We start from the raw sequence: 26601 nt of genomic DNA, 5'->3' as shown, positions 1-26601 counted from the left end.
CCAAGCCCACATCGCTTTATTTTTAGTACCTTTGCCGCCCCAAACCAAAAAAGTCCGTATGCCCAAGATAGGCAACATACAACTACCGGAATTCCCCTTGTTGCTGGCGCCCATGGAAGACGTGAGCGATCCCCCCTTCCGTGCCCTCTGCAAGGAGCAGGGCGCAGATGTGGTCTATACCGAGTTCATTTCTTCCGAAGGGCTGATCCGGGACGCCGAAAAGAGCGTTATGAAACTGGACATCTACGAAAAGGAGCGGCCCGTGGGCATCCAGATCTTTGGGGCCAATATGGATTCCATGCTGCAAACGGTGGACATTGTGGAAAGGAGCAACCCGGACATTATAGACATCAACTTTGGCTGTCCCGTGAAAAAGGTGGTGTGCAAAGGCGCCGGCGCCGGAATATTGAAGGACATTCCGCTTATGGTAAAGCTCACGGAAGCCATGGTAAAGCGCACCCATCTGCCCGTAACGGTTAAGACCCGGTTGGGATGGGACCACGACAGCATCATGATCCAAGAGGTGGCAGAGCGTCTCCAAGATGTGGGCTGCCAGGCCATTTCCATACACGGGCGCACCAGGGCACAGATGTACAAGGGCGAGGCGGACTGGCGGCCCATAGCCGCCGTAAAAAACAACCCGCGCATGCACATTCCCGTCTTTGGCAACGGCGATGTAAATTCTCCCGAGGCCGCGGTACGGATGCGGGACCAATACGGTCTGGACGGCGCCATGATCGGCCGTGCCAGTATTGGGTATCCTTGGTTTTTCCGGGAGGTGAAGCACTTTTTCAGAACCGGTGCCCATATGCGGCCGCCCAGCATGCAAGAACGCGTGGAAGCCGCCCGGAGGCACCTACGGATGAGCATAGATTGGAAGGGTGAAAAACTCGGGGTCTTTGAAACAAGGAGGCATTACACCAATTACTTTAAAGGTATTCCCAACTTCAAGGAACACCGCATGAAAATGGTGACCAGTGACGATGCCGCAGATGTCTTTGCCGCCTTTGACGAGGTGTTGGAGAAGTTTGCCCACCATGAATTTGTGGCCTCTTAAAAACGGGGCTGACTATTCTTCCCGCTCCAAAAACGAAAGGGCCGCTTTCATATAGCCCATGGCATAGGCCATACCGGCATACCAAGGGGCATCACAGCTCATTTGTGGGGTGTGATCGGGGATGAGAACCCCTTTAAAATTGTTCTTTTTCAATATCCTTAGAATCTTGAACATATCTATATCGCCTTCATCCACAAAGACCTCCTTGTACTTGGGCACCTTGCCCACAACGTTCCTGAAATGAACATAGGCGATCTTGTTCTGCTTGCTATAACGTTCCGTGGCCCGGTACACGTCTCCCTCCGTCATTTCTGCTATGGACCCCAAACAAAATTCAAGGGTATTGCAGGGGCTAGGCTTCATATCGATCAGTTTTTGATACAAGTCCGGTTGGTACACAAGGCGTGGTGTCTCCCTAATAAAGGGCATGGGCGGATCATCTGGGTGGGCCGCCAATTTTACCCCCGCCTCCTCTGCCACGGGGACCAGCTCATTTAGAAAATATTGGAGACGGCTCCAGAGCTCATCGTGATCTATTCTGGGCAAAGTGCCCTTGGGCGCATTTTCATCATAGACCATGTTCCACACCATTCCCTTGGGCACTGGTGTATTGTCTGCACCTTCCATTCCCACAGAAATGGCATTGCCCCTGGCATAAGGTGCGGTGGTTCTCGCCGCAACGCCCGCCAGTGAAAAATTATAGCCGAACACCGGAATTCCCGCTCTGCCCACATCCCTTATGAGCTGCTTTAAATTCGCCATCTGTTCTTCCTTTTTGGGCCCGTCCAGCAAAATGTCATGCCAGTGGGCGGGGTCAAAATTCTCAATGGCCTCCAGCTCCAGGCCATGCTCGTTTATTTCTTTTTTGATGGCCACCAACTCTTCGTAAGACCATAGCCTGTCTGGGTCGCCCGCCTTGCCCCAGCCTTGCTTTCCGCCTATGGGTTGATCGGCATTTTCTTTGTTGTGCCCAAAATAATCTACCAAATGAATGACCAAATGGGTGGCGCCGCACTGCTTCGCAAAATTATAGTGCTGCGTATTCAACATATGTTTGTAAAGCCCAAATCCTAGTTTCATTGTCTGTTAGGTTTAATTGTTGCGTTTATATTGTACGTTTTCCAAGATGTGTTTCGCTACCCTTGTTCCATCCTTTTATAAAAATACCGCACATACAGGGGAGAATATCCCCAGGGTCCGAAAACGCTCCTCCAAAGTGCCGTCATGCCCAATTTCATAAACAACGGTGTCATGCGAGTTTTGGTGGCAAGCTATAAGCCATTTACCGTCCGGGCTTAGATTTATTTCGCGCAGTTCCACGCCCCGGGTATATTGGTGGCCCACCAAGACCAAGGTGCTGTCCTTGGTCTTAAAAATGGCTATTGCCCCAGAGGCCCTGTCTGCCGCGTATAAAAAACGCTGGTTGGGATGTATCCTGATGGCAGAGGCACTGGGCATACCGTTAAAGCCCTTGGGAACGGCCAGATGCGTTTCCTTCTCCAAAAATACGCCCTGCTCACTTTCCAGTAGGGATATGTTGCCGCTGAGCTCATTGAGCACATAGGCCAAGCTGCCCGTTTCATTGAAGACCATGTGCCGCGGCCCACCGCCAGGTGACAGGACAACATCCTTGGCGCCATTGGGCACCAATGTCCCTTGATCAAGCCGATACCCCTTGAGCATGTCCAGGCCCAAATCACAAACGTACACATCCTCTTGGTTGGGGTGCAGCGCCACTTGATGTGCATGCGGCCCTTCTTGCCGCTCTTTATGGACGCTTGAACCCTTATGGGCATGTTCCGCCTTTTGGGGGCCTAACCCTCCCGAAGCGGTCACTGGAAACTGCAGCACATTGCCCGTTGCGTAACAGGCCACCAACAGCTGACTTTCCACAAGGGCCAAATGGCAAGGATAACCACCGGAAACGTTCTGCTCGTTAAGGAAGCGCAATGAAAAATCGTCCTGTACGGCATAGGCCACCACCTTGGGGCCTTGGCTTTCGTCCAGTTCGTTCACAGCATACAAAAACCGCCCGTCCTTGCTTAGGGCAAGGTAACTGGGGTTGCGGGTCATGGTGGCGTGCAAGAGTTCCAGGGTACCCGTTTCAGGATGTAATTGCACGGAATAGATCCCTTGCCCTATTCCCCCAAAACCTGGAACGGGGAATTCCGTATAACTACCCATAAAAAAGGTTAACGGTGCTTTGTTCATAATTGGCAGCTTTAAGTTTGATGGCAATCAATGGGTGGTTAGGTGTATCAAGTTCATGTAACGGCAATGATTTCAGAAGGACCACATTCCACCTACCATTTTTCCATTAGGGAATGCCCAACCATACGAGCACTGACAGCGACAACCGCTTCTTGTTCCAATGGTTTATTATCTAGTTTAAATTGTATGATTCTACCTTGTATCCCAATCTTGGTCCCTCTTGCACTTTGCCCTAATGGGGGCACGCCCTTTAGGTAATGGATGTGGCTAAAAAATGGTAGTGCTCCCATTACAAGTTTCCTTATTGTTCCTTTGACCTGTACAGCTCGTTCAAGCGTTTCATTAAAATTCCCGATTCTTCGTCCTTTAGGATGCCCTGGTGCAAGAGTTCCGATCCCCGTTCTTGGAATCCGTTCCAGCCGGGATGCCGCGGGCGCACGTAGGCCCTTTCCATTGTGCCTTGGGTGTTGTGAAAAAACCCTTGACACAGCTCATTGTTTTCCTGGCTTTGCCAAGCTTTTATATTCGCTGGCTGCCCGCCATTTTCTGTGTACAGCTTCTCTTGGGTTTGGGCCTTTGCCACAAAATGGGCGTAGGCCGCAGCGATATCGGGGTGTTCGCAATATCTTGAAACGGCGAGCCCCACGCCGCCCAAGATGGTGGAGACCTGGTTCTTTGGGTTTGCCGGACTATCCAAAAAATGGACAATTTCCTTGGCGAACCCCAACCTGGAATAGTTGGTGTACCCAAAGAGAAATGGACAGTACACAATATTGTCCTTGTTGGCCATTTCATCCAGCACCTGTATGGGGTTCCAGTACAATGACTGTGGATGCACATATTCCAAATGCCCTTTCAATTCATTTAAGACGGCACTTCCAATCTGTTCATCAATGGTCCCTTGCTCAATGAACTGCCTGTTCCCATCCTGGGCACAAAGCGACAAAAAAGAACACCAAAGATCTGTGGCGCACAAGGGCCATGCCACGGCAAGGCTCTGGGGCAAACCTTGGTAAAACTCCCTTAACTGTGATCTTGTTTTGGGGGCAACAAGGCCATAACGGGCCATTAGATCCGTTCTGGAGGCCGCTACGATCGCTGCGGCATCTATGGGCACAGCATATAAATGGTCATTATAGACATAGGTGTCAAAGCTTGGACCAACGGATTCCGCTTTCAGTTCGCGCAGCGCCTCTTTGGGCAAGCTTTTTTCCAGGGGCAGTAACAAGTTGTTCTTATGTGCCTGCCCCATATAGGGGTGATCTATGGTAATGAGATCATATTGGCCTATGAGGTCTTCTATGGGCATGTCCCCAAAAGCTTTCAGGGATCGAATGTCCCAGGTAATGGTCACGCCCGGATTTTCCCGGGAAAATACCTTGGAGGTGGCCCGCAATGGCTCATAACCGCGCGGGTGGTCCCAAGCAATGCCCCTTAATTCTCGTTTTTCTGCCATCGCTGTCTTTATTCTCCTTGATCCCCGCGGGCTGGCCTGGGATCATAGGGTATGGTGCTGTTCATATAGGCCCCATCTATATAGATGTCCGTGCCATTGATGTAATCGGCCATATCACTGGCCATAAAGGCCACGGTCTGGGCCACATCGGCCACGTTGCCTATGCGGCCCTGGGGGATCCAATCTTCAAACTTATCCTTGCCAAATTTGGCGATCTCGTCTCGGTTCATGTCCGTTTCAATGGCACCCGGCGCTATGGAAACCACCCTTACGTTCTTATCTGCCAACTCCAAGGAAAGACATTTTGAAAACATTTTTAATCCGGCCTTGGCAGAACAATAGTGAATGAGGCCCAAGCGCGGCACCACATCATGTATGGAGCTAATATTGATGATCACACCGCCGCCGTCCTTCTCCATTCTCTTTCCCGCTTCTTGGGAACATAAAAAGGGGCCTTTTAGATTAATGTCCAACACCCTGTCCCACTCGGCCTCTGCCATCTCCAGAACGTGGCTCACGGATTCACTTCCGGCATTGTTCACCAAGATATCAATACCGCCAATTTCCTTGTCCATTTGGGCAAAGAGGGCTTTCACCGCTTTGGCATTGGCCACATTGGCCCCTCCGTAGGCCATCTTTACCCCGTGGCGCTGTTCCAATTCCTTGGCCAGGGAGCGCGCCTTTTCCTCATTGCGGTTATAATTGATGAACACCGATGCCCCGCAAGCGGCCAAATGCCTACAGATTTCCGCACCAATTCCTTGGCTACCTCCTGTGACCAAGGCCCGTTTCCCTTTTAAATCAATCCTGTTCATAGCGTTTGTACTTCTAGTATTATGTTTTTTGCCCTACTGCCCCTGTCAATGTCATTGTTTTATGGAGCGCCAATACTTTTGAATTTGCTCCAGGGTCTTCCCCTTGGTCTCGGGAACAAATCTGTAAATGAACCAAATGGCGGGAAGTGTCAGTGCCGCATATAGGAAAAACGTTCCTGACGGGCCTATGCCCTCAATGAGGATGGGGTTGGTAAGGGTTATGACAAAGCCGGTGAGCATGAGCGAAAAACTGCCCAGGCCAACCGCCAGGCCCCGAATGCGCGTTGGGAAGATCTCGCTTATAATGACCCAAACAATGGGACCGTAGGAAAAGGCAAAACTGGCCACGTACATTAACAAAGGCACAATGACATATTGCGAATCCATGGCGAAAAGAAGTCCCACGCCGGCCAAAGAAACAAAGGCCCCCACAACGCCGATCAACAAAAGTCTCCTCCTCCCAAACTTTTCTATGTTCATTATGGCCACAAAGGTAAAGGCGCTGTTAACCACGCCTACCAACACCGCCCCCAGGAAGGCACTTTCCACACGCTGTACCGACTCGTTGATAATGTTCGGGGCAAAGTACATGATGGCGGCAATACCACTTAAATGGGAGAACATGGGCAGCAATACCCCTATTAAGAGCGGAATGCGCAAAAAGGGCTGTAAAAGTTCCTTGAGCCCCCCTTGTTCTTCCTTGGCCAGTTCCTTTATCTCGATCATTTCAGATCGGGCGTGCTCCTCCCCGTGAATTTTTATCATAATGATCTCGGCCTCATTGCTCCTGCCCTTACCTGCAAGCCATCTCGGGGTTTCGGGCACAAAAAAGAGCAAAAAGAGAAAGAGCAGGGCTATGGGAATTTCGGTGCCGAACATGCCCCTCCATAATTCCTCCACAAAAAGCCAATGGAACATATTGGTGTTGCTTCCGGAGATGACCCCGGCGGCCTCTCCGGCGCTGCTCAACACCAACCAATCTACCAGAAATGCCAATAGGATACCTAGGGTAATGGACAGTTGGTACAGGGAAACCATACGCCCCCTGCTCTCCGGTCTGGAAAGTTCGGAAATGTACACGGGGGCCACCACCGATGTAATGCCCACGCCCACACCGCCAATGATGCGCACCACGATCAAGAAATTGAACGCGGTGTCCGTGTTTGAGGTGATCCAAAAGGCTTGGTCCATGGTTCCAAGAAACTGGGGCGGCAGCATGGAGCCCACGGCAGAAACGGTGAGGCAACTGGCGGCCAAGATCAAGGCCTTCTTTCTTCCCAGTGCATCCGTAATGCTTCCGGCAATGACGCAGCCCAAAATGGTGCCCAAGAGGGCCGATGAAACAATCCATCCAAGGGCGGCCGCATCGAGTTCAAAATGCTGCTCCAAAAAGGTGTTGCACCCGGAGATGATGGCCGTGTCATACCCAAAGAGAAACCCTCCTATGGTAGATACAAAACTGATTCCCAACAAATACCTTGATTTTTGAGCTGGCATTTTTTCTGCTGTTTGATGGTTTTGGGCAACAAGTGGTGCCTCACTACATGATGCCAAATTTGTTAAAGGCCTCCACGGTGCTCATGCCCTCTTGCAAGGCTTTCTTCACGGTTTGCTCCCCTCTGGCTTTTTCAATGGCTCCCGTAAACGCTTCGGTAACGGTATCCTTGGGCACGATCAACACCCCGTCCATATCTCCATAGACGATGTCTCCAGGGTGTATCCTTACCCCACCAAACTCAATGGGCACACCATAATCGATCACCTTCCCGCGCGGCCCTTGGTCCTGGGCGTACCCGCCCAGGGAAAAGCAGGGGAAACCCAGTTCCAAAATCTCTTTGGTGTCCCTGGACCAGCCGTTCACCACGGCCCCGGCAGCACCGAGTTTCATGGCCCTGGTGCTCATGAGTCCGCCCCAAAGCGCGTATCTTGGAGAGGCTCCCGAACAAATATAGACCTGGCCCTCCTTTAAGCTGTCCAGTGCCTCGAACATAAGGCCAAAGGGTTTTTGCATTATGGAGCTGTGACCGCTTTCCGAAGACTCCTCAAAAACATCTGCCTCCAAGACGGGCATGGCCCTTCCCAAAACCGTAAAATTCTGGTCCAAGGGCTTTATGTGCGGCGGCAAAAATTGGTGCAGGTGGCCCATTTTATCCAGTATATCGCCCACAAGGGCCACAAAAAGTTCTTCCCTGGCAATCTTAAAAAGCTCTTGGTCGTTCTGCCATAAAGGCGCGGAATGGTTTGTCATCTTTCTCTGAGTTCGTTATTTTGTCCATGGGCCGTGGCAAATTGCCGCGCCCCAAATTCTTTATTTTTCCACCTGTAGGCTAAAGGTCTCAATACTGTACTTGCCCACTTTTAATTCTGGCGCCACCTCTACCGGGTTCTCCTCTATGATATTGGTCTGCTTATAAGAGGCCACGTTAAAAAAGGATTGGACATTTACCCGCTCCTGGGTTTCCTCCACATTGTACATGCGCATGATCAAGTCCTCTGTATCCTCGGCCTTTTTCACCGTGGTGATCATCACGTTCTCCGAATCTATGGAAAAAAAGCTTGCCCTCTCCGGCAAATTGGCCTTGGCGGAAGTTTCAGGATATACGGTAACGTGCAAAGGCTCATTTTTTTGCTTGGCTATTTTCTGTCCCCGGATGCTTCCGGCCTCATTGGAGGTAAGCACATTGTTAAAGTCATGGTGTCCCGCCTGGGAATACTCATTGCCCTCCCAATGGCAAGAGACCCTGCTGGCCAAAAGCAAATGCTGTAAAACCGGTCTCTGGGCATCGTGGTTGGTTGGGTCTATCCAATCTGCGGCGGCAACGGAAGAGCTCAGGGTTATGGAAACCTCATCATCGGTCGCGGAGATCCAATCTATGATCGCCCTGGGGTGCACATCCTTGCAAAGGGGCGTGTAGCGCTCCCCGGCCGTCTCGATCTCGTCCTTGCCCACCCTGACCCTGCCAAAGGGAACTTCATGGGCGATCTCCGCATTTTCCATGTTTACCGGGAAAGCCGTCCTGAATTCCCGGAAGAGCTCCCCGGACCAGTTGCGCAAGGCAGTGTCAAAGTAAATGCGCTTTAGCTCATGATAGACCGTAACCTCTTGTATGGCCACGGCGTGCAAAATCTGCTGTTGTAAACGGTAGGTTGTAAAAACGGGGCCGTCTTCCACCAAGGTCCACTCTGGGGCGTGTTGGCTCACCTTGTCAAAATCTACCATTCTAGGTTGTTGTACGTCTCCAAATTCACCGGCCCCGTTACCAACGGACTCTAGGGTAAAAATATCGCCCACCTTGAAGTTGTCGGTGAGAAAAAGATCCTTGTTCAGTTCTTTGTCATGGATCTGGGCAATGCCCCCTTTGTCAAAAGCCACCTTGTAAAAGGCGTTTTCATAAGCGGAGGCCGTGGCTCTTTTAAAAGATGTTTCCTTGGCCTTTTTGTCCTCACTGAGGTAATAGGTGGCATAGCCTATGGCCGGGATGTCCTTGGCCACAAAAGTGATATCGGCACTTTTTATGCTTCCATCCGCAAAACGTTCCACATTTTGTGTTTGCAAGGCCACCTTCTGTTTTTCCGAAGTGCTCAGGGAAAGGGATCTGTACTGCCCCTGCACGAAGTTTACCGTAGTGGTGACCGGATCGGTACGGGTCCATGACAAGCTGTTGAAAATTACAATGGGCATCCCCTTTTTTTCATCTTTTTTGATGTTACGGGAAAGAAAGTCCACCCCTTTGTTCAAGAGGTTCTGGCCCATTGCCCTGGACTTTACCAAATTTTCCTTGAAGAGATTGTCCGTAATGTCCCCGTCATGGCCTCCCCAACCGTGATCTGGGTAAATTTTTGCCTGCCAGGCCTCATCCAGTTCCTCAAAAGGATAGGGCATCCTTTTGGGGTCCATGATACTGGCCACGGAAAGGAATTTTTCGGCCGCCGGAAGCAATTTTGAGGCTTCCCGGCTCGCCGTAAGTGCTTCCCGATGCCCGGGCCCGTGAATGTACACCCACACATTGGGCCGTTCGCCCATAATGGTATCTACCTTGGTGGCCTTTTGTTCCGCTAGGGGCATGAACTCGTCCATGGTCATCAGCTCCATGTCCGGCAGAAAGACCTCTCGGTCCACACCCTTTTCGTCCTTGACCGACTCAAAACTGTTCCAGTTGTCTATGAACCCGGAATAATCAATGGCCGGAAGCATGTCCTGGCTGGACAATAATGGCGTTTGGATATTGCCGCCATCAAAACTGTTTTCCCAGAACAGCACCTGTTCGGCACCGTATTTCATCTTGTTGTCCATGTCCCTGGAAAGGAAAAGGAGGTCGTTGCCATAGTGCCCTGGGGAATAGGTAAAGACAGAACTGCCATCTGGGCTGGCCCAATGGAACATTCCCTTTGCGTGCCTACTGATCACCATATAGTCCACACCCGCCTTTTTCAATATTTGCGGAGTCTGCAATGATTTTCCGGGCACATCCACGTTCCAGTACACCTTGGAGTCATAGCCCCCAAAGTGCTTCTTCACCCATTTCTTGCCAAGGTATAGTTGACGTACCTGATCCTCGGCATCGTACATGTCCTCGTAAGGGCAGTTGTAGGTGGCCCCAACGGACAGTAATTTTCTGTTCAGTAGCTCCGTGATGCGCTCTTTTGAATCTGGATGCCTTGCCAGATACTCCCGCAAAATAAGGCCATCCTCAATATCAAACCCATAATCTTCCCTGGCAAAGGCGTCCTTAATGACCGGGGTGAGCAATAAGGTGTCCCGCAAAATGATGCAGACTTCCGGACGATCTACCCAGGCAATGTCCTGGTGGCTGGAGTTCATGATGGACACTTGCCCGGCCTCATACTTTTTATCGAAAAAATCTTCATAGGTCCTAAAAAACTCGGGTTTGTACAATTTGGTCAAAGAGGCCCTCCACCCGTTGCTGAAGCCCGATATGTTGTGGTAAATGTAATTGCCCACAATATTGGTCTTGGAAAGGGTGCCGGTGCCATCTTCAAAGGCCATGACTATTTCATCGTCCCCGAACAAAATGGAAAAGGAATTTTTTGGCGGAGACATCCTAAAAGAGGCCTTTGCTATTTCGCCCAAGGGCCTAAACCGCTGCTGTTCGCTCTTATTGCCATCGCTCACCAGCTGTACCTTTCTGCCCTGAAAATGTGCGGGGGCGTCCACGTAGAGCATCCCGTCCTTTTCCTTAATGACAAATGCCGCCTCCGAACGCACCGATCGTTTAATGCGATCCACCACATCCGGTGCCTTAAAGATCATGATCCAGCAATTGCTGTTCTCCCTGTGGCCCACAAAACGTACTTTGGCGCTCTCGCCCTTTTTAATGGATGCAGTGGGAACCGTGAGCCTTAAAACACCTATTCCGTCGCCGTTCAAGTCCCTTTTTACCAAGACAAACTCCACCTTGCCCTTTCCGGGATTGTCCGTGATGGTCAAGGTGCCGTCCTTGTTGGAGTTGAAGGTCAAGAGGGGCTGGTTGTTCACCTGCACGTCAAAGGATTCGCTGAGGTTCAGATCCACATCGGCCAGCATTAGAAAGGTTACCGTATCTTCCCCATGGTCCTTTGGCACTTGGCCCGTAAGGAACTCAAACCCCATTTTTCCCGTGGTGGCCCTTGCGATCATGGATACATTGATGTCTTCGCGCAGCGAAGGGTAGAGGTAAAATTCCGACCCGGACAACATTTCACTATAGCCCTCAATATCGTTTTTCACAATATTGTACAGCATGTAGTTGGTGTTAAGCTCTTGAATGTGCGCATTGCCGTTGCCTTCATGGAACGGTGCCCGATCGGGTAGTGTGGATCCGGGCCATGTTGGCGCAGCAATGCCAGTGTAAAATAAAAGCGAAAGGGAACAGACAAAAAAGGCTGCTCTACGGGCGATGTTCTTCATAACGTTTTTGAATTAATGACCTACTAAATCGGTTTAGTATTTGTTAAAAAATTAAGAGCCGCAAGATTTTCGCACCATCAATTGGGTCTCTAACCTCCTTTGGCCCTTGGGCGCAGCGGTTTTCTTCTCTATTTCGTGCACCACCAACTCCACGGCAGTGTTGCCCATAAGCTCAACCGGTTGCTTGCTTGCGGTTATGGGCGGGCTCACCAGGTCAAAGGCCCCAAGTTCATCAAAACTTATAATGGCCACTTCCGTGGGCACCTTTACCCCAAGGGCTTTAAGTTCCCTTAGTCCGGAGGCTGCCAGATAATGGGTGGTGAACATGATGGCGTCCACGCTGTCCTGGCCCTTGACCATGTCCAAAATTGCTTGCCCCATCTCTTGGGCATGGTTCTCCGCGTTGAGCTCTTTTATGTAATTGCCGGGAGCCTTGTGCCCAGCAATGGACAAAGCGTGCTCATAGCCCAATCTCCTTTGCTGCATGGCATCCAGCCCACTTTCTATGCTCACTAGACCTATACGGGTCCTTCCATTTTTGATAAGGTGCTGCGTCATCTTCTTGGTGCCTTCAAAATTGTCTGCCACCACATAGTTCGTCTTCAGGTCTGGATAATGCCTATCCACCAGGACAAAAGGGAACTTCAACTGTTGCAACTTCACCATGTCTTCCCTGTTCTTCTGGGTAGAGGCAATGATGAGTCCGTCCACTTGCCTGTTGAGCATGGCCCTGATCAGGCCGGTCTCTTTCTCCGGTCGCTCCTTGGAGCTGCTAAAGATAACGGTATAACCCAATTCCATTGCTCTTTGCTCCACACAACCCGCCATTTTGGCATAGAAGGCATCGGAAATATTCGGGATGATCAATCCTATGGTTTCCGTTTTTCCCCTGCTCAGGGCCCTTGCCAACTGATTTGGCACGTAGTTGTGCTTTTTGGCGTAGGCAATGATTCTCTTTTGGGTTTCCTGACTGATTTTATTTTCATCGCCTTTATTGTTGAGCACCAAGGAGACCGCCGTCTTGGAAACGCTAAGGTCTCTGGCTATATCTTTTAGAAATACTCTTTTCAACGGCTTCCTTGTTGCTTGCGGCCAGGCAGCCACAACACCTTTTTTAAAAGTCCCGGTTCTCCATGACCTTCGCCATACGCAGGAACCAACATCTTTTGCCCTAAAAAATTTGGGCATACCACCAAAGATATCCAAAAAAGATGGGGAGTCAAAAAATATTAACGCACGCAGGACTCCTTTGTTGGAGCCCCTAAAAAGGCAGCTTGCCCCTTTGAGCGCCTTGCCCTTTGGCGGCTTTTATACCCAGATGATGCCCTAAAAATGCCCCGCCTGAAAGGAACGGGCAGGTATCACGGTCGCAAATACCTGCAAAATCAACCGCTGACTTTCGCCCGATCACCATAGCAGTGGCTACCCGCCCGTACCGAAGGGCAGGTTCGGGCAGGCCCGCCCGACCCTGCCATTCAGGCGGGTGCCTCAATCGCAAAAGTCTTGATTTTATTGGTCCCGAATGCTCGGGATGCACACTCATTACGAAAGTCCAATACATAATCCGGATTAAAGAGAAAAAGCAGTTACAAAGTTTTGTAACTGCTTTATTTTTATGGTGGTCCCACATGGGCTCGAACCATGGACCCCCTGATTATGAGTCAGGTGCTCTAACCAGCTGAGCTATAGGACCTGCAATTTGCGAGGGCAAAATTAAGGTTTATTTTTTTATGGGCAAAGCTTTTATTGGGGTTTGGCCCGGTTACCGCAGGGGCTGTCCCCCATGGTCATTGGAAGGGACCTCTTGGCAAAGTTCCACCAAAATGCCGTTGGCGGTCTTGGGGTGCACAAAGGCCACCAGTTTGTTGTCTGCCCCCCGTTTGGGCGCCTCGTTGAGCAAGACAAAGCCCTGGGCCTTTAAACGGGCCATTTCCGCTTCAATATCCGAAACTTCAAAGGCCACGTGGTGTATGCCCTCTCCCTTTTTGGCCAAAAACCGGGCAATGGGGCCGTCTTCCGTGGTGCTCTCCAAAAGCTCGATCTTGTTGGGGCCCTTTTTAAAGAAGGCGGTGCGCACCCCTTCCGAGGCCACTTCCTCCTCTTTGTAGGGGCCCACGCCCAACAGCTTTTCAAAAAGGGCATTGGAGGCCTCCAAGCTCTTCACCGCAATGCCCAAGTGCTCTATTTTTTTCATCTGTGGATTCTTACTCATTTTTTAAGATTGTCCCGAAACTGTGGGAGCAAGGGTTCACATGGTCAATGATTGCCCTTTAAGGGTGTTTTTTGGTCTTGGCCGCCAGAATGGCAAAGGCGCATTTCACAGCTGCTCCATTTGTCCCAAATGCGGAGATCATTTCCCTAAGATAGTTTATTCTATGTACTTTTGTGGCATGGAAACGCAAAGACAGCGAAAAATTGCCGGGGTGATCCAAAAGGATATTGTGGACATCCTACAAAAGGCCGCCCTGGAAGGGGGGCTAAAGGGCACGTTGATTTCCGTGAGCAAGGTTTCCGTGACCACGGACCTCTCCATTGCCAAGGTCTATGTGAGCATTTTCCCCACCAAGGGCGCAAAGGAGCTTCTGGAGGGCATACGATCCAACCAGCCATTGATAAAGCATGCCCTGGCCCAGCGCACCCGAAACCAATTGCGACGGGTGCCCGAGCTGCACTTTCACCTGGACGATTCACTGGATTATATAGAGAACATTGAAAAATCCCTTAAGGGTGAAGAAAACCCCATAGAAAATCGCGACCTATTGCCCAGAAGAAAAAAATCCTGAGCTTTGAACTTCTCCCTGTACATTGCCAAAAGGTACCTGCGGTCCAAGAGTTCGCAAAACGCGGTGAACATCATCAATTTCATTACTTTTCTGGTCATTGTCATTGGCGCTGCGGCACTGTTCATTGTCCTTTCGGGCTTTGCCGGGCTCAAGGACTTTAGCCTGTCCTTTACCACCTCTTTTGATCCAGAGCTCAAGGTGGTTCCGGCACAGGGCAAGTTCTTTACCATAAGCCCGGCACAGGAACAACAGCTTTCGGGGTTGGGGGGCGTGGCCAGCTTTGCCAAGGAAATTGAGGAAAAGGTCTATTTGGAGCATCGCGGAAAAAACCACATTGCCTACCTAAAGGGGGTGGACTCCAACTTTGTGGCCGTTACCGGGGTGGACAGCACCCTGTATTTGGGAGACTGGACCATTAATGAGCAACAGGTGGTGGCGGGCATAGGCATCACCAATATTTTGGGGGTAACGCTAAACCAGTTCCGAAGCCCCTTGCAGATCTATGCCTTTAAACCCGGCAAGGGCTCCATTTCCCAACAGGGCGTTGCCTCCTTGTACAATCAGAAACCCATGGTCATTGGCGGGGTCTATGCCATTGAAGCAGACCTGGACAATAAGTACGTCTTTGGTTCCCTGCCCCTGGTACAGGCGCTTTTGGAAAAGGAGGCGCACCAATTCTCGGCCATCAACATCAAAATGGCCCCGGGAGCCAGTGAGTCCCAACTTAGGGAAGCCCTGCAAAAAGTTTTTGGGCCTTCCGTGACCGTGAAGAACAGACAGGAACTGAACAGCACCCTGTACAAAATGCTCAACACCGAGAACCTGGCCACCTACCTCATCTTTACCCTGGTGCTGATCATTGCCCTCTTTAACGTGGTGGGCGCCATCATCATAATGATCCTGGACAAGCAGCTGAACCTGAAAACGCTGTACAGTTTTGGTGCCACCATTAAGGAACTGCGAAACATCTTCTTTTTGCAGGGCCTCTTGGTCACCGGTCTGGGAGGGGCCTTGGGCGTGCTCTTGGGCAGTTTGCTGATCTGGTCCCAAATTGCCTTTGGCTGGTTAAAGATCACCCCATCATTGGCCTACCCCGTGGCCTTTAAGCCCGTTAACGTGCTCATTGTCCTGGCCACCATTCTGGTCCTTGGGGCCCTGGCCTCCAAAATTGCCAGCGGACGGGTGAACAACGCCCTGGTGGGGGCGGCCTGAGTTTTTTCCCTTGCCCGGCGGGAGATGGGCCATGCCCCTATCCCCCCTTGCCCACCCCTTTCCATCCGTGCCCTGCACAGACTCAGACACCGTATGTCCTGTGGAGGTTGGCCACCAAGGGCCGGGACCCTGGTCTTGGCACCAGTCCTGGAAAAAGGGGCGCACCAAAAGATTTAACGTTTTGGCAACGGCGCAGGCAGCCCATGACCCCGTATATACAGCGTTATGAGGCGAATACGGATCGGCAGCACCTTAAAAATCATCTTCAGTTATCTGGTGCTCATTGGCCTGGCCCTACTGGCCGCCTTTTTGGTATATGGCGAGTTGAAACGCTATATGGCCGTGGGGAACACGCTGGAAAACGAGACCAAATTGTTGATGGTAAACGGCCTGCTCACCCAACTGCACGAGGCCGAAGCCTTCTCCAAAATGGCCCTTCGGTCGCAAAAAGAAACGGACATCAGTGCCTATTTGCAAAAAATTGACTCCGTGCAAATGCACATTGCCTCCCTGCAAGGGCTTTCCCAAGATGGAAACCAATACCAGTTGCTGGACAGTCTCCGTTTTTTGTTGAACGAAAAAGTGGAGAACAACCGGGCCTTGATCGCCCTAAGTTCAAAGGACCGGACCAAAACGGCCATTGCCAATGCCCTACAACAGCTAGACACCCTGGAGGCCTCCTTGGGCATTATAACCCCGGAGGCCCTGGTTCCCAACCTGGCCACCCTGCCCCCAAGGGTAAGGGAGACCATTGAAAAAATGGCCCAGCTCTTGAACGAGAACGTGCCGGAGACGGACACGGACGGCGATGCCACCAAAAAAGTGGACAGCCTTTTCTCCCTGGGCAGGAACATCCTAAAAGGCGTTCAGAACGAAACGGCCCTGGCCGCGAGGAGCCTGGCCAAACAGGAAAACGCCATGCATGCCACGGACCAAGAACTATCGCTGCAACTGAGGTCCATCCTTTCTTCCTTGGAAAAAGAGCTTCTGGTGAAGAGTTTTGACGAGAACCGCCAAAGAGAGGCGGTCTTGAGGCGCAGTGTGCAATGGGCGGGAATTGCGGCCGCCCTGGGCCTATTGGTGGCCATTGCCTTTGTGCTGATGCTGAACCGGGATTTCTGGAGGGCCAAAACCTACCGGAAACAATTGGAGGAAGAAAAGAGCCGTACGGAATCCCTATTGGAGAACAGGGAGCAGATCATAAAGATGGTGAGCCATGACGTACGCACCCCGATCAACACCATTTTTGGGAACAGCGAGCTGTTGGCCAGCTCGGACCTTACGGACCGCCAGCGGGAACAGGTGGGCCAAGTGAGGTCTGCCGCACATTATGTACACCGTTTGGTGAAAGATCTGTTGGACCTTTCGCAATTGGAAGCGGGAAAGTTGAGACCGGAAAAGACCCATTTTGATCTGGGCGCGCTCATCTCCGAGGTGGCAGAGCGCATGGCCCTGTACCACAATAAAAAAAGCCTTGCCCTGCGCTTGGACATTGCTCCCGTACAACCGCTTACGATCCACAGCGATTCCCTGAGAATACGGCAGATCCTGACCAACCTTTTGGACAATGCCCACAAATTCACCGATCAGGGGGAAATTGTGGTGCGCGCAAGGCTTTTGGGCCCGTTGGCCCAGGGGGGCGCCGTGGAAATCTCCATTTCAGATACGGGCCGGGGCATTCCCGAGAAGCAGCTGCACCGCATCTTTATGGAATTTGCCCAAGCGCACGAGGAAACGGTGGGCAGCCCCAAGGGGTATGGCCTTGGCCTTACCATTTCCAAAATGTTGGCCCAGCTCCTGGGCGGACAACTCAGGGTAAGCAGTGCCCTGGGCAAGGGGAGTGTCTTTACCCTGACCTTGCCCGTTGCACAAGACAAAGGAACGGCGGGGCAAACCTTCACCACGGCCGGGCCCATGACGAATCTCGCCGGTTCCATCTTGGTATTGGAGGACGATGCGCCCATGCGCCAATTGATCGTGGAACAATTGGCCCGTTTGGGGCTGGAGGCTACGGCCCTGAGCGGCGGCGGGGCACTGCACACCCTGCCAGACCTTAACTACGATTTGGTGCTCACGGACATTGAAATGCCCGGAGCCACGGGCTACGAGGTATTGCAACAGCTTCGTTCCGGCAGATGGAAACACTACCGGGAACAGCCCATTGTGGCCATGACGGGAAGGCAGGATCTGGCCCCGTCAGAACTGCTGGCAGAAGGCTTTTCCGGTGTTTTAAGGAAACCCTTCGGCATGCATCAATTGGAAAAGGTCTTGGGCACTTTCTTGCCGCTGGAAACGCCCTTGCCGCCCAGCAAGCCCAAAAGCGGTTCCCGAAACCAGGAGCCTTTCCGCACGGCAAGTGTTGAAGCATTTTTGGGGAACGACAGCGAAGCATTGGAAGGATTGCTGTTGGCCTTTGAAAAGGACACCAAGGCCCACCGGGCCAAACTGGGAAAGGCCCTAAAGGCCAAGGACGTGGATTCCATTGGGGCATTGGCCCATAAAATGTTGCCCATGTTCCGCCAATTGGAGGTGGTGTCATGCATTGGCGCCCTGGAAACCCTGGAGAAAATGGGGAAGGGGGGAACCATTGGGGAAATAAAGCCCGTCCTGAAAGCCCTCTTCCCCGCCCTGGACGCCCTATTGCAAGCCCTGGCCGAACACCGTGGCGCTACACGTCCAATCCGTACTGATTGATGCGGTTGTAGAGTGTTTTACGGGTAATGTTCAGAAGCTTGGCCGCTTGGGACTTGTTGTGCCCGGTGCGCTCCAAAGCCTTTAAAATACGCTCTTTTTCGTAGGCAGCTTTGGAAAGGGGGGCTCCTTGTCCACGGTCATGGCCCACGTCCAGGTTTCCCGTCATTTCCAAGGGCAGCACGGCAGTTTCCAGAACCTTGCCAGTACTCAGGAGCACCCCCCGTTTGATCACGTTCTGGAGTTCCCTGATGTTGCCCGGCCAGGAATAGCTTTTAAAAATGGCCCAAACGGCCTCGGAACAATGGTGCACCCCCCGATGCAGTTCCCTGTTGGCCCTATCCAAAAAATGGTGCACCAGGACCTCAAGGTCCCCGTCCCTTTTCCGCAGCGGCGGAAGGCTCAGCGAAAATTCATTGAGCCTATGGTACAGGTCTTCCCTAAAACTGCCTTTTTCCACCGCTTTTTTCAAGTCTTCGTTGGTGGCCGATATGATGCGCACATTCACCTCGATTTCCTTATTGCTGCCCACGGGCTTCACCTTGCGCTCTTGCAGGGCACGGAGCAGGTGAATTTGGTTGTCATAGGACAGATTGCCCACCTCATCCAAGAAAAGGGTGCCCCCATCGGCGGCCTCAAAACTGCCAACATGATCGGTAATGGCCCCCGTAAAACTTCCCTTTACGTGGCCAAAAAACTCACTTGGTGCCAATTCCCTGGGGATGGCACCACAATCCAACGCCACAAAAGGGCGGTCTTTTCTCGGGCTACTGTCATGGATGTTCCTAGCGGCCACCTCCTTGCCCGTTCCGCTCTCACCGTTCAACAGCACGGACATGTCCGTGGGCGCCACTAATGCAATGTGCTCACCGAGGGTTTTGGCCGCGGCGCTGCGCAGATCGATCGGGGCCATCTCATTGGTTTTGTCGGAATGCTGTACGTATGGCTGGGAAATCTGGGCGTGACGCTCCACCCTGGGCCCTTTTTTAAGGGCGCCCTCTATCAAGGCCAATAGCCTATCTGGTGTAAAGGGCTTTTCCACATAATCGTATGCCCCCAACTTTATGGCCCTGACCGCCTCGGTCACCTCGGCATAACCTGTCATCATAATGACCGGGGTGCCCTGGGAGACCTTGGTCAATAATGTGGCCCCGTCATAGGCTGGAAGCCTAACATCGGCCACCACCACATCAATGTCATTGTCCTTTAGGATCTTTTCGGCCTGTGGCCCGTCCATACAGGTGGTTACAGAAAATTGTTTTCGGGTCAAGTAGGTACTCAGCAGTTTGGCGAAAGAGGTGTCGTCCTCCACGATAAGAACTTTGGCCATTGGGGCAGGGTCTTGGTTCCCTATATGTACGTGCCAATGGGGATGTGAGGACTTGCCAAGACTGTTAATTCTTTGCTATGGACAGGCGCATTGGCTTTTTCCATACAACAACACCTGCCCAAGCCAGCATGTCGTTGCCCCACCAAAAGAATGGGGGAAAATGCAATTGACAAAAAGCAACTTTTTTTTGCCCTGAGCCCTGGTGTTCTGGTTGTTCAGAAACGTCTCTAAAAGTTCGGGGCACCCCTAACAAAAGAAAAGGAATGACAATGAGTGCCATCCCTTTTCAAACCAAACCAACTACTGTTACCTAATGTCGTCCTTACATGTCTATCCAGTTGCCCTCCTCGTCTGCATACAGGGTGCCGGTGGTGCCATCCCCCAGAACAACCTCCAACTTAAACTGTTTGTCCGCATTGACATAGGCCTTGTCAATGGTGGCCGTGGGATAACTTGTTGCCACCGCCTCGGTTACGGCATCGGGCAGATCCGATGTGGCTATCTGGGTAAAATCGTCTTGCACCACTACCTCAAGGGAGGTGGTATGGTACTGTGGTACATTGTTTGCCATAAGGCTTACACATCCTAGGGCCAGGGCCCCCACTACAACTAACTTTTTCATTTTTCAATAGATTTAGATTATTGTTCCTTTTGTTCACTTGGTACAATGAAACAACGGTGCCAAAACGACTTAAAAACATAGTTGATTGCCAATCAGTTGTTTATAAAAACAGCTGTTTTTTAAAACTGGGTAAAAACGTGTAATCTTTGGGTAAGTGTGTACGGAATGGACACTTTTGGCGGGCAAAGCGCCCTAACTGGCCGTAAGTTTATTTAAAGGACCGTGGGGGCCCTTTCCTAGGGCTGCCCAAAGGTCTTCAGTTCCATTTGGGCACCATCGAACACCCCATAGGTAAAATACTGTATCCAGTCGCCCAAATTGGTGTACTTGGCCTTTTCTTGCAACATGATCTCTAGGGGAAGGTGCCTATGGCCAAAGACAAAATGATCGTAGTGCGCGCCCTGTAACTTTCTATGACAATATTGTACCAGCCACTCTTTGTCCTCCCCCAAAAAAGTGGCATCGCCGTCCCCGGAAATGAGCTTGTTCTTAACGGATAGGTGTTGGGCCAGCCTAACGCCGATATCCGGGTGCAGCCAACGGAACAACCATTGGGCCACGGGGTTGGTAAACACCTTTTTCATGCGTTTGTACCCTTTGTCATGCGGGCCAAGACCATCGCCGTGGCCTATGAAAAAAGTGGTTCCATTGATGTTGAAGGGCTGCGGCGCATGAAAGACCGGTATGTTCAGTTCCTCTTCAAAGTAACCGTTCATCCAAAGGTCATGGTTGCCCACAAAGAAGTAGATGGGAATGCCGGCATCGGTCATTTCGGCCAATTTTCCCAAGGTGCGCGTAAAGCCCTTGGGCACCACGGTCCTGTATTCCATCCAAAAATCGAAAAGGTCGCCCAAGAGAAACACGGCCCCGGCATCTTTTTGGATCTCATTGAGCCAGGCCACGAACCTTTTCTCCCTGGGCAAGCTCTCCTTTGCCGTTGGGGCACCCAGATGGTTGTCACTGGCAAAGTAAACTTTTTTTCCTTGGGGAAGTGCTATGGTGGTCATGCGCGCTTAAGATAAAAAAGAAATGGATCAATGGTCACTGGCGTGCCATTCTGCAAAGGACGATTCCGTTTCCTGCAATTTAAGGGAGTGCAATTGTATCTCCTTGGGAAGGCGTGCCTTGATCTTCTCGGCAAAATCCACCACCATGTTCTCACTGGTGGGCTGGTAGTCTGCCAAGATCACATTGTGCCCCCGTTGGCTCAGTTCGTTGGCCAGTTCCAGATGGGGGGTGTTCTTGTTAAATACCGTGGCGTGATCAAACTTGTCCACAATTTCCTCTTTGACAATTTTTTTCAGGTCGCCAAAATCAATGACCATGCCCAACTTTACGTGCCGGGTATCTGTGATTGGGCTTCCAATGACGGTTACGCTCAACTTATAGCTGTGCCCGTGCACATTTCTGCATTTTCCGTCGTACCCGTAAAGGGCATGGCCGGTTTCAAAACTGAACTGTTTGGTAATCCTAATGACACTCATTATTGGTATGTTGAAAGCACAAAGGTAGCGAATCTGAGCATGGGACAGTGCATCCCTTCCGGGGCCACATAGGTCATTTTCTTGGCGGAACATTGGCTTGGGTCCAAGCCATTGCGTACACGCTTCCCCCAATGGGGTTGTCCCGGGGCTTTGTGCCAGTGCGGCATGGCTTCCGGGAACTACTTCCCGTAAACCCAACAAGCCCGTATGTGAAGGCGGCCCTAACGGCCCTTTTTTAAGGGGGCAGTAGGTTGTTCATCCGCCAAGGATATTGTTCTACAACCACCTGGTGCACCATTTGGCCTCAATGCCCCACATAGAGCAAATAACTGCACCCCAAGACCAATAGCGGGCTGGCAACCATGAGCAAGATCACGCTCCATCGGTACAGGCCCCAAAAGGAGACGGTCTTGACCCCGTCACTTTTTCGGGACGTATAGACAATGGGTACTTCTTCGCCTATTTCATAGGCCGGTGGCTTGCTGCTTATCTTGCTCACAAACTGCCGTTTTTCCAAAGAACGGTCGGTGAACTCAAAAATGGGCCTATAGGTGGTGCCTTTACTGCTTTGGCTGCTCTCATAGCCTATGACGGTGGCCGTTGTGCGCCATCCCGTGCGCAACAGCTTTCGAGATTTTTGGAACTGGGCAAAGGCTTGGTAGGCAAGCAGGCCGCCAATTAAAAAAAGGGCCAAATAGAAAACGGTCCAGTTCATCTCTGCAGGGATTTTATGCCATTATCGTTTAAACCTTCTACGGTCACGAACCCGGTTCACCAAATAAAAGACCAGTACAAACAGGGCCAATAGGGGCAAGACAAGGTCACTGTTCAAAAAACGCAATAGTTCCATTAAAGCATGTTTTATGTTGGGCTAACGTCCCTCTTGCCTTAAAATTGTGTTTCCTGCCCCGAGGTTCCCTGGCCTGGGGGCCGGCAAACCTTGCTACTCCTTCTTTTCCAAATCTGGCTCCTTAAAGCGCCCCAACAGCTCCTTGGCTTCCTTTAGGAGGGTTTGGGCCACTTTGTCCGTGTCCTTTCCGGCCAGGCTGGCGGGGTTGCCCTCGTGGTCCAGCCAAATGATGATGCTGTCATTGCGGATGTAGTAGGTGGTTACCTCCGTTTGGGTCTTTTTGGGGTCGTAATGGGCAGTGTCCCCATATTCGGCGGCCATCTTTTGGTCATAATAAATGGGCCGGTTATACCGGTACTCGGTACGTTCCACCAAAGACGGCACGCCCTCCAGAAAATAATAGGCCGTGTACCGTTTGCCCCGTTCGCCAAAATATGTGGTGGAAAGTTTGCGTATGCTGTCCTGCTCAAAGTAGGCCATAGCCTCGCCGCCCTCGGCAGACTCCCCTTCCATGTCCAGGCTGTGCGCCTGGAGCTGGGGCAGCATTCGATCAATGCGTTGCTGGGCCTCCCGGATGTCTTGCGTACTTTGGGCAAGGGAGGAAAGCGCCACCACAAGGGAGAGGCAACTGAGCAGGGTCTTGGTTCCCGTCATGGAAAATGTTTAGCTGTTCTTGAATTTGTTCAGGGCCTTCTTGGTAAACTCGGACAGGGCCAAGCCACCGGTGATCTTGGCGCGCTCCCGCAGCAGGGTGTCCCAGTGGTCCGTGTTTTCCCAGAGCACCTTTTTCCATTCCAAGAGCGCGGCCGGATGGTAACCGGCCAGTTTTTCCAGATAAAACTCCAGCTCCTTGTCCATTTCCCTGCTGTTCTCAAAAACCCTGGCGTACAGCCCGTGCTCCTGGCCCCAGTAGGCATTTTTCCACTGGGTGGGGTCAAAGGATAGCTGTGCCACGGCGGCGGTGCCCATTTTTCTGATCAGGGCGGGGGCAATGACCAGAGGGGCTATGCCAATGGACAGCTCGGAGAGGCGTATGGAGGCCGCTTCCACGGCATAGACGTGGTCACAGGCCGCAATGAGCCCAACCCCACCGCCAACGGCCTTGCCCTGTACCCGGCCCACAATAATTTTGCGGCATTGGCGCATGGCATTGATCACTTGGGCAAATCCGCCAAAAAACGTTTCGGCCTGCTCCTGGGTGTCAACCTGCAACAACTCATCAAAGGATGCGCCGGCACAAAAGGCCTTTTGGCCTTCGGACTTTAAGAGCACCACCTGCACGGCATCGTCATTGGAAAGGGCGTTCAAAGCCGCCGCCAGCCGGTTCAGCAGCTCCAGGCTAAAGGCATTGCTGGCCGGGGTGCCAAAAAGCACGGTGGCCACGCCGTTTTCCACTTTGGTGTACAAACTTCCGTTGGGTCTATCTGTTGTCATCCATACCGTTTTAGGGGGTTGGGTGCGCCTGGGGTCCATCGACCCAAACAAACGCACCCCAAAGTTACGCACATTTGCCCCAATGGGAGGTTTCCAAACGCGTGGATTTTTATCTGTTCCATTCTCGGGGTATTTAGGACAGCGTGCCATACCGGTTTTTGCCCATACGCACCCAGACAAGAATCATCGTAAGGTAACGGGCGCATCATTTTTTTCTAGGTCGAAGGCAGCCAAGGAAGGCCCTACACCCCGAACAATGCCCCCCCAAGAAGCGTTCGCCTAAAACTTTTAACAGTTTTTTTTGGACGATAATGGGTTCAGGGCGCATATTTTGTTTAATATTTGGGGCAAAATAACAAACAAAATGGTGTCCAACCGGCAACAACAGTCGCTTTACCGCCTCTTTTTATTGGTGATTTTGGCCCTTTTGGGCAGCCCCTTGCTCTCTGCCCAAGTGGTGGGGGAGCTCACGGGACAGGTCACCGATGAGGTGGGCGAGCCCATTATGGGCGCCTCCGTCTTTCTGAGCGGTACCGAACTGGGCACCATTACCAATGAGGAAGGGCGCTATGCCCTGGGCAACTTACCTCCGGGCTCCTACAACCTTACCGTGAGCTACCTGGGCTTTGAGACCCAGACCAAGTTCAACGTCATTGTGCGCTCCAAGGGCAACCCGGCCTACGATTTTATCTTACTGGAAAGTACCGAGAGCCTGGACGAGGTGGTGGTGACGAACAGCCTGATCGGGCGCTCCAAGGAAACTCCGCTGAGCACCCAAACGCTCTCGGCCGTGGAGATCGCCACCTATCCCGGCAGCAACAATGACGTGGTGCAGGTGGCCCAGACCCTGCCCGGGGTCTCCCCTTCTGTGGGCGGCTTTAGAAACGACCTCATCATCAGGGGCGGCGCCCCCAATGAGACCGTGTACTACCTGGACGGGATGGAAGTGCCCAACATTAACCATTTTAGCACCCAGGGCAGCGCCGGTGGGCCCGTAGGACTTCTGAACGTGTCCTTCATTGAGGATGTGACCCTCTCCACCTCGGCCTTTGGGGCGCAATATGACAACCCCTTGAGCGGGGTGCTGCAGTTTAGGCAACGAAACGGCAACGCCCGCAACTTTGGCGGCAATTTCAGGGTCAGCGCCAGCGAGGCCGCCCTGACCCTGGAGGGGCCCCTTTTTAAACAGGGACGGGAAGCGTCCAAAACCACCTTTTTGGTCTCCGCGAGGCGCAGCTACCTACAAGCGCTCTTTAAGCTCATAGGGCTTCCCATTAGACCCGACTATTGGGACTACCAGTACAAACTGGACCACCAGTTGGACGAGTATAATTCCATTTCCGTCCTGGGACTGGGCTCCATTGACGATTTTACCCTGGAGGCCCCGGAAGAATTTGATCCGGACCAACAGGCCACACTGGACCAAGCGCCTTTTATTGAACAGAACACCAACACCATGGGCATCACGTGGAAGAACAGGCTCAAGGATGGCAGCGGTTTTATGCAGACCACCCTGAGCAACAACCGCCTGGCCAATATCTTTACCCGCTATGAAGATTCCCAAAACCAAACGGGCATCATTTTCAGGAACGACGCCGTGGAGTCCGAGACCAAGCTGCGCTACCAGCTCACCAAGTTCTATGGCGATTGGAAGCTGGCCGGCGGCCTTAACCTGCAACATTCCTTTTACAGCAATGAGACGGTGAACGTGCCGGCCGGTCTGGCTTTTGATACGGAAATAGATTTTTTTAAGTACGGGCTCTTTGCCAATGCCACCAACTCCTTCTTTAACGACCAATTGGATGTTTCCTTTGGCCTGCGGGCAGATGCGGACAGCTTTACCGAGGGCAACAGCTTGGCCAGCACCTTGTCTCCCCGTTTGGGGCTTTCTTACGAGTTCAGGGAAAATTGGAAACTAAACGGTTCCTTGGGGCGTTATTTCAAGATACCGCCCTATACCATGCTGGGCTTTAGAAACAACCAACAGGAACTGGTGAACCAAAATCTGGACTACACCCGCAGCGACCATTATGTGCTGGGCATTGAGCATATCTTGGGGCCCGCGGCCAACATTTCCGTGGAAGGGTTCTACAAAAATTATGAGGACTATCCCGTTTCCGTGGCAGACGGGGTGTCCATTGCCAACAAGGGCGGCGGTTTTGAGGTGCTGGGAAATGAGGAAGTGCAATCGGTGGGTCGCGGCCGTACCTACGGCGCCGAATTTCAATTTCAGCAAAAGCTCACCAACAATTTTTACGGCATCCTCTCCTACACCTATTTCTTCAGCGAATTCACCGGGTTTGACCGCGATGTCTATCTGCCCTCCGTTTGGGACAGTCGCCACCTCGTTTCCATGGTGGGCGGCTACAAACTAAAGCGCAACTGGGAGATCAGCGCGCGTTACCGTTTTGCCGGCAGCGCTCCCTTTGTGCCCACGGACCAGGCCCGGACCTTGGCGGTATATCCGGATATTGTGCTGGACTACACTCGCTTGGGTGAGGAGGAACTGGGCATTTTTAGTCAGTTGGATGTGCGGGTGGACAAAAAGTGGAACCTCAAGAACCTTTCCCTGGACGTCTTCATTGAGGTGCAGAACCTCTTGGGACAAGTGAATCCCCAGCCTCCGGAGTTTGGCCTTAACCGGGACGCCTCCGGAGCAGTGGTACAGCCACGCAGCCTGGTGGCCATCATGCAAGACAGTGGGCAGGCCATTCCCAGCATCGGGGTGGTGCTGGATTTTTAGGTAGG

The 26601-nt window shown here is 52.0% G+C and carries 22 protein-coding genes and 1 tRNA gene; 5 read left to right on the top strand and 18 right to left on the bottom strand.

Features of this window, described 5'->3' with window-relative positions; translation table 11 throughout:
- Positions 1-58: 58 nt before the first annotated feature.
- Entirely contained in the window at positions 59-1057 is a 999-nt protein-coding gene (gene dusB / locus ACKWCC_RS02395) for a tRNA dihydrouridine synthase DusB (RefSeq protein ID WP_413994299.1), read from the top strand.
- A 12-nt stretch (positions 1058-1069) separates the two neighbouring features.
- Here the strand turns inward: dusB and ACKWCC_RS02390 are convergent, their stop codons facing one another.
- The 10 genes from ACKWCC_RS02390 to mce all read right to left on the bottom strand — a co-directional run bounded on the left by ACKWCC_RS02390 (position 1070) and on the right by mce (position 13641).
- On the bottom strand, positions 1070-2137 hold the full coding sequence (locus ACKWCC_RS02390; protein ID WP_413994298.1) for a mannonate dehydratase: 1068 nt from the start codon (positions 2135-2137) through the stop codon (positions 1070-1072).
- 75 nt (positions 2138-2212) lie between these two features.
- On the bottom strand, positions 2213-3268 hold the full coding sequence (locus ACKWCC_RS02385; protein ID WP_413994297.1) for a lactonase family protein: 1056 nt from the start codon (positions 3266-3268) through the stop codon (positions 2213-2215).
- 301 nt (positions 3269-3569) lie between these two features.
- Complete coding sequence (locus ACKWCC_RS02380; RefSeq protein ID WP_413994296.1) at positions 3570-4724, bottom strand: ABC transporter substrate-binding protein; 1155 nt, start codon at positions 4722-4724, stop codon at positions 3570-3572.
- Positions 4725-4732: 8 nt separating this feature from the next.
- Positions 4733-5539, bottom strand: a complete 807-nt coding sequence (locus ACKWCC_RS02375; protein ID WP_413994295.1) for an SDR family NAD(P)-dependent oxidoreductase — start codon at positions 5537-5539, stop codon at positions 4733-4735.
- Between the two features lie 51 nt (positions 5540-5590).
- On the bottom strand, positions 5591-7036 hold the full coding sequence (locus ACKWCC_RS02370) for a sugar porter family MFS transporter (protein WP_413994294.1): 1446 nt from the start codon (positions 7034-7036) through the stop codon (positions 5591-5593).
- Between the two features lie 43 nt (positions 7037-7079).
- Positions 7080-7787 (bottom strand): RraA family protein, encoded by a 708-nt coding sequence (locus tag ACKWCC_RS02365; protein ID WP_413994293.1) that lies wholly within the window; start codon positions 7785-7787, stop codon positions 7080-7082.
- A 60-nt stretch (positions 7788-7847) separates the two neighbouring features.
- On the bottom strand, positions 7848-11447 hold the full coding sequence (locus ACKWCC_RS02360; protein WP_413994292.1) for a glycoside hydrolase family 38 N-terminal domain-containing protein: 3600 nt from the start codon (positions 11445-11447) through the stop codon (positions 7848-7850).
- Between the two features lie 51 nt (positions 11448-11498).
- Positions 11499-12518, bottom strand: coding sequence for a LacI family DNA-binding transcriptional regulator (locus ACKWCC_RS02355; RefSeq protein WP_413994291.1), 1020 nt, complete (start codon positions 12516-12518; stop codon positions 11499-11501).
- 545 nt (positions 12519-13063) lie between these two features.
- A tRNA-Ile gene (locus ACKWCC_RS02350) sits at positions 13064-13140 on the bottom strand.
- Between the two features lie 69 nt (positions 13141-13209).
- Complete coding sequence (mce, locus tag ACKWCC_RS02345; RefSeq protein ID WP_413994290.1) at positions 13210-13641, bottom strand: methylmalonyl-CoA epimerase; 432 nt, start codon at positions 13639-13641, stop codon at positions 13210-13212.
- A gap of 196 nt (positions 13642-13837) precedes the next feature.
- On the opposite strand from mce, the gene rbfA reads away from it, so the two are divergent.
- From rbfA to ACKWCC_RS02330, 3 genes are all read left to right on the top strand, one after another.
- Positions 13838-14230, top strand: coding sequence for a 30S ribosome-binding factor RbfA (gene rbfA / locus ACKWCC_RS02340; protein WP_413994289.1), 393 nt, complete (start codon positions 13838-13840; stop codon positions 14228-14230).
- A gap of 3 nt (positions 14231-14233) precedes the next feature.
- Entirely contained in the window at positions 14234-15442 is a 1209-nt protein-coding gene (locus ACKWCC_RS02335) for an FtsX-like permease family protein (protein ID WP_413994288.1), read from the top strand.
- A 225-nt stretch (positions 15443-15667) separates the two neighbouring features.
- A complete protein-coding gene (locus ACKWCC_RS02330) occupies positions 15668-18136 on the top strand; it encodes an ATP-binding protein (protein ID WP_413994287.1) in 2469 nt (822 codons plus the stop codon).
- Here ACKWCC_RS02330 and ACKWCC_RS02325 read toward each other — a convergent pair.
- From ACKWCC_RS02325 to ACKWCC_RS02290, 8 genes are all read right to left on the bottom strand, one after another.
- Positions 18111-19463: a sigma-54-dependent transcriptional regulator gene (locus ACKWCC_RS02325; protein WP_413994286.1), complete on the bottom strand. Its 1353-nt coding sequence runs from the start codon at positions 19461-19463 to the stop codon at positions 18111-18113. The two genes, ACKWCC_RS02330 and ACKWCC_RS02325, sit on opposite strands and share 26 nt — an antisense overlap.
- 64 nt (positions 19464-19527) lie before the next feature.
- Positions 19528-19743 carry a hypothetical protein gene (locus tag ACKWCC_RS02320; protein ID WP_413994285.1) on the bottom strand — a complete coding sequence of 72 codons (216 nt, stop codon included), beginning with the start codon at positions 19741-19743 and terminating at the stop codon, positions 19528-19530.
- 42 nt (positions 19744-19785) lie between these two features.
- Positions 19786-20085: a hypothetical protein gene (locus tag ACKWCC_RS02315; RefSeq protein ID WP_413994284.1), complete on the bottom strand. Its 300-nt coding sequence runs from the start codon at positions 20083-20085 to the stop codon at positions 19786-19788.
- Between the two features lie 236 nt (positions 20086-20321).
- The gene (locus ACKWCC_RS02310) at positions 20322-21092 is read right to left on the bottom strand and encodes a UDP-2,3-diacylglucosamine diphosphatase (RefSeq protein ID WP_413994283.1); all 771 of its coding nucleotides are present in this window, start codon (positions 21090-21092) and stop codon (positions 20322-20324) included.
- A 27-nt stretch (positions 21093-21119) separates the two neighbouring features.
- Positions 21120-21569: a 6-pyruvoyl trahydropterin synthase family protein gene (locus ACKWCC_RS02305; protein WP_413994282.1), complete on the bottom strand. Its 450-nt coding sequence runs from the start codon at positions 21567-21569 to the stop codon at positions 21120-21122.
- A gap of 304 nt (positions 21570-21873) precedes the next feature.
- Complete coding sequence (locus ACKWCC_RS02300) at positions 21874-22284, bottom strand: DUF3592 domain-containing protein (RefSeq protein WP_413994281.1); 411 nt, start codon at positions 22282-22284, stop codon at positions 21874-21876.
- A gap of 228 nt (positions 22285-22512) precedes the next feature.
- Positions 22513-23073, bottom strand: coding sequence for a hypothetical protein (locus ACKWCC_RS02295; RefSeq protein ID WP_413994280.1), 561 nt, complete (start codon positions 23071-23073; stop codon positions 22513-22515).
- A 9-nt stretch (positions 23074-23082) separates the two neighbouring features.
- Positions 23083-23853: an enoyl-CoA hydratase/isomerase family protein gene (locus tag ACKWCC_RS02290; RefSeq protein ID WP_413994279.1), complete on the bottom strand. Its 771-nt coding sequence runs from the start codon at positions 23851-23853 to the stop codon at positions 23083-23085.
- A 364-nt stretch (positions 23854-24217) separates the two neighbouring features.
- On the opposite strand from ACKWCC_RS02290, the gene ACKWCC_RS02285 reads away from it, so the two are divergent.
- Positions 24218-26596, top strand: a complete 2379-nt coding sequence (locus tag ACKWCC_RS02285) for a TonB-dependent receptor (protein ID WP_413994278.1) — start codon at positions 24218-24220, stop codon at positions 26594-26596.
- The last annotated feature ends 5 nt before the right edge of the window (positions 26597-26601 follow it).

Origin of the sequence: Maribacter aquimarinus (genome assembly GCF_047345505.1) — a bacterium.
Classification (GTDB): Bacteria; Bacteroidota; Bacteroidia; order Flavobacteriales; family Flavobacteriaceae; genus Maribacter.
The sequence above is the reverse complement of the archived record's forward strand: the minus strand, read 5'-3'. Positions and strand labels throughout refer to the sequence as shown.

Coding starts and splice junctions, on each gene's coding strand:
- ACKWCC_RS02370 (WP_413994294.1), bottom strand. CDS start 7,036: ATGCCAGCTCAAAAATCAAGGTATTTGTTGGGAATCAGTTTTGTATCT.
- rbfA (WP_413994289.1), top strand. CDS start 13,838: ATGGAAACGCAAAGACAGCGAAAAATTGCCGGGGTGATCCAAAAGGAT.
- ACKWCC_RS02360 (WP_413994292.1), bottom strand. CDS start 11,447: ATGAAGAACATCGCCCGTAGAGCAGCCTTTTTTGTCTGTTCCCTTTCG.
- ACKWCC_RS02290 (WP_413994279.1), bottom strand. CDS start 23,853: ATGACAACAGATAGACCCAACGGAAGTTTGTACACCAAAGTGGAAAAC.
- ACKWCC_RS02385 (WP_413994297.1), bottom strand. CDS start 3,268: ATGAACAAAGCACCGTTAACCTTTTTTATGGGTAGTTATACGGAATTC.
- ACKWCC_RS02330 (WP_413994287.1), top strand. CDS start 15,668: ATGAGGCGAATACGGATCGGCAGCACCTTAAAAATCATCTTCAGTTAT.
- mce (WP_413994290.1), bottom strand. CDS start 13,641: ATGAAAAAAATAGAGCACTTGGGCATTGCGGTGAAGAGCTTGGAGGCC.
- ACKWCC_RS02380 (WP_413994296.1), bottom strand. CDS start 4,724: ATGGCAGAAAAACGAGAATTAAGGGGCATTGCTTGGGACCACCCGCGC.
- ACKWCC_RS02375 (WP_413994295.1), bottom strand. CDS start 5,539: ATGAACAGGATTGATTTAAAAGGGAAACGGGCCTTGGTCACAGGAGGT.
- ACKWCC_RS02390 (WP_413994298.1), bottom strand. CDS start 2,137: ATGAAACTAGGATTTGGGCTTTACAAACATATGTTGAATACGCAGCAC.
- ACKWCC_RS02285 (WP_413994278.1), top strand. CDS start 24,218: ATGGTGTCCAACCGGCAACAACAGTCGCTTTACCGCCTCTTTTTATTG.
- ACKWCC_RS02315 (WP_413994284.1), bottom strand. CDS start 20,085: ATGAAAAAGTTAGTTGTAGTGGGGGCCCTGGCCCTAGGATGTGTAAGC.
- ACKWCC_RS02295 (WP_413994280.1), bottom strand. CDS start 23,073: ATGACGGGAACCAAGACCCTGCTCAGTTGCCTCTCCCTTGTGGTGGCG.
- ACKWCC_RS02365 (WP_413994293.1), bottom strand. CDS start 7,787: ATGACAAACCATTCCGCGCCTTTATGGCAGAACGACCAAGAGCTTTTT.
- ACKWCC_RS02300 (WP_413994281.1), bottom strand. CDS start 22,284: ATGAACTGGACCGTTTTCTATTTGGCCCTTTTTTTAATTGGCGGCCTG.
- ACKWCC_RS02325 (WP_413994286.1), bottom strand. CDS start 19,463: ATGGCCAAAGTTCTTATCGTGGAGGACGACACCTCTTTCGCCAAACTG.
- dusB (WP_413994299.1), top strand. CDS start 59: ATGCCCAAGATAGGCAACATACAACTACCGGAATTCCCCTTGTTGCTG.
- ACKWCC_RS02320 (WP_413994285.1), bottom strand. CDS start 19,743: ATGGCACTCATTGTCATTCCTTTTCTTTTGTTAGGGGTGCCCCGAACT.
- ACKWCC_RS02305 (WP_413994282.1), bottom strand. CDS start 21,569: ATGAGTGTCATTAGGATTACCAAACAGTTCAGTTTTGAAACCGGCCAT.
- ACKWCC_RS02310 (WP_413994283.1), bottom strand. CDS start 21,092: ATGACCACCATAGCACTTCCCCAAGGAAAAAAAGTTTACTTTGCCAGT.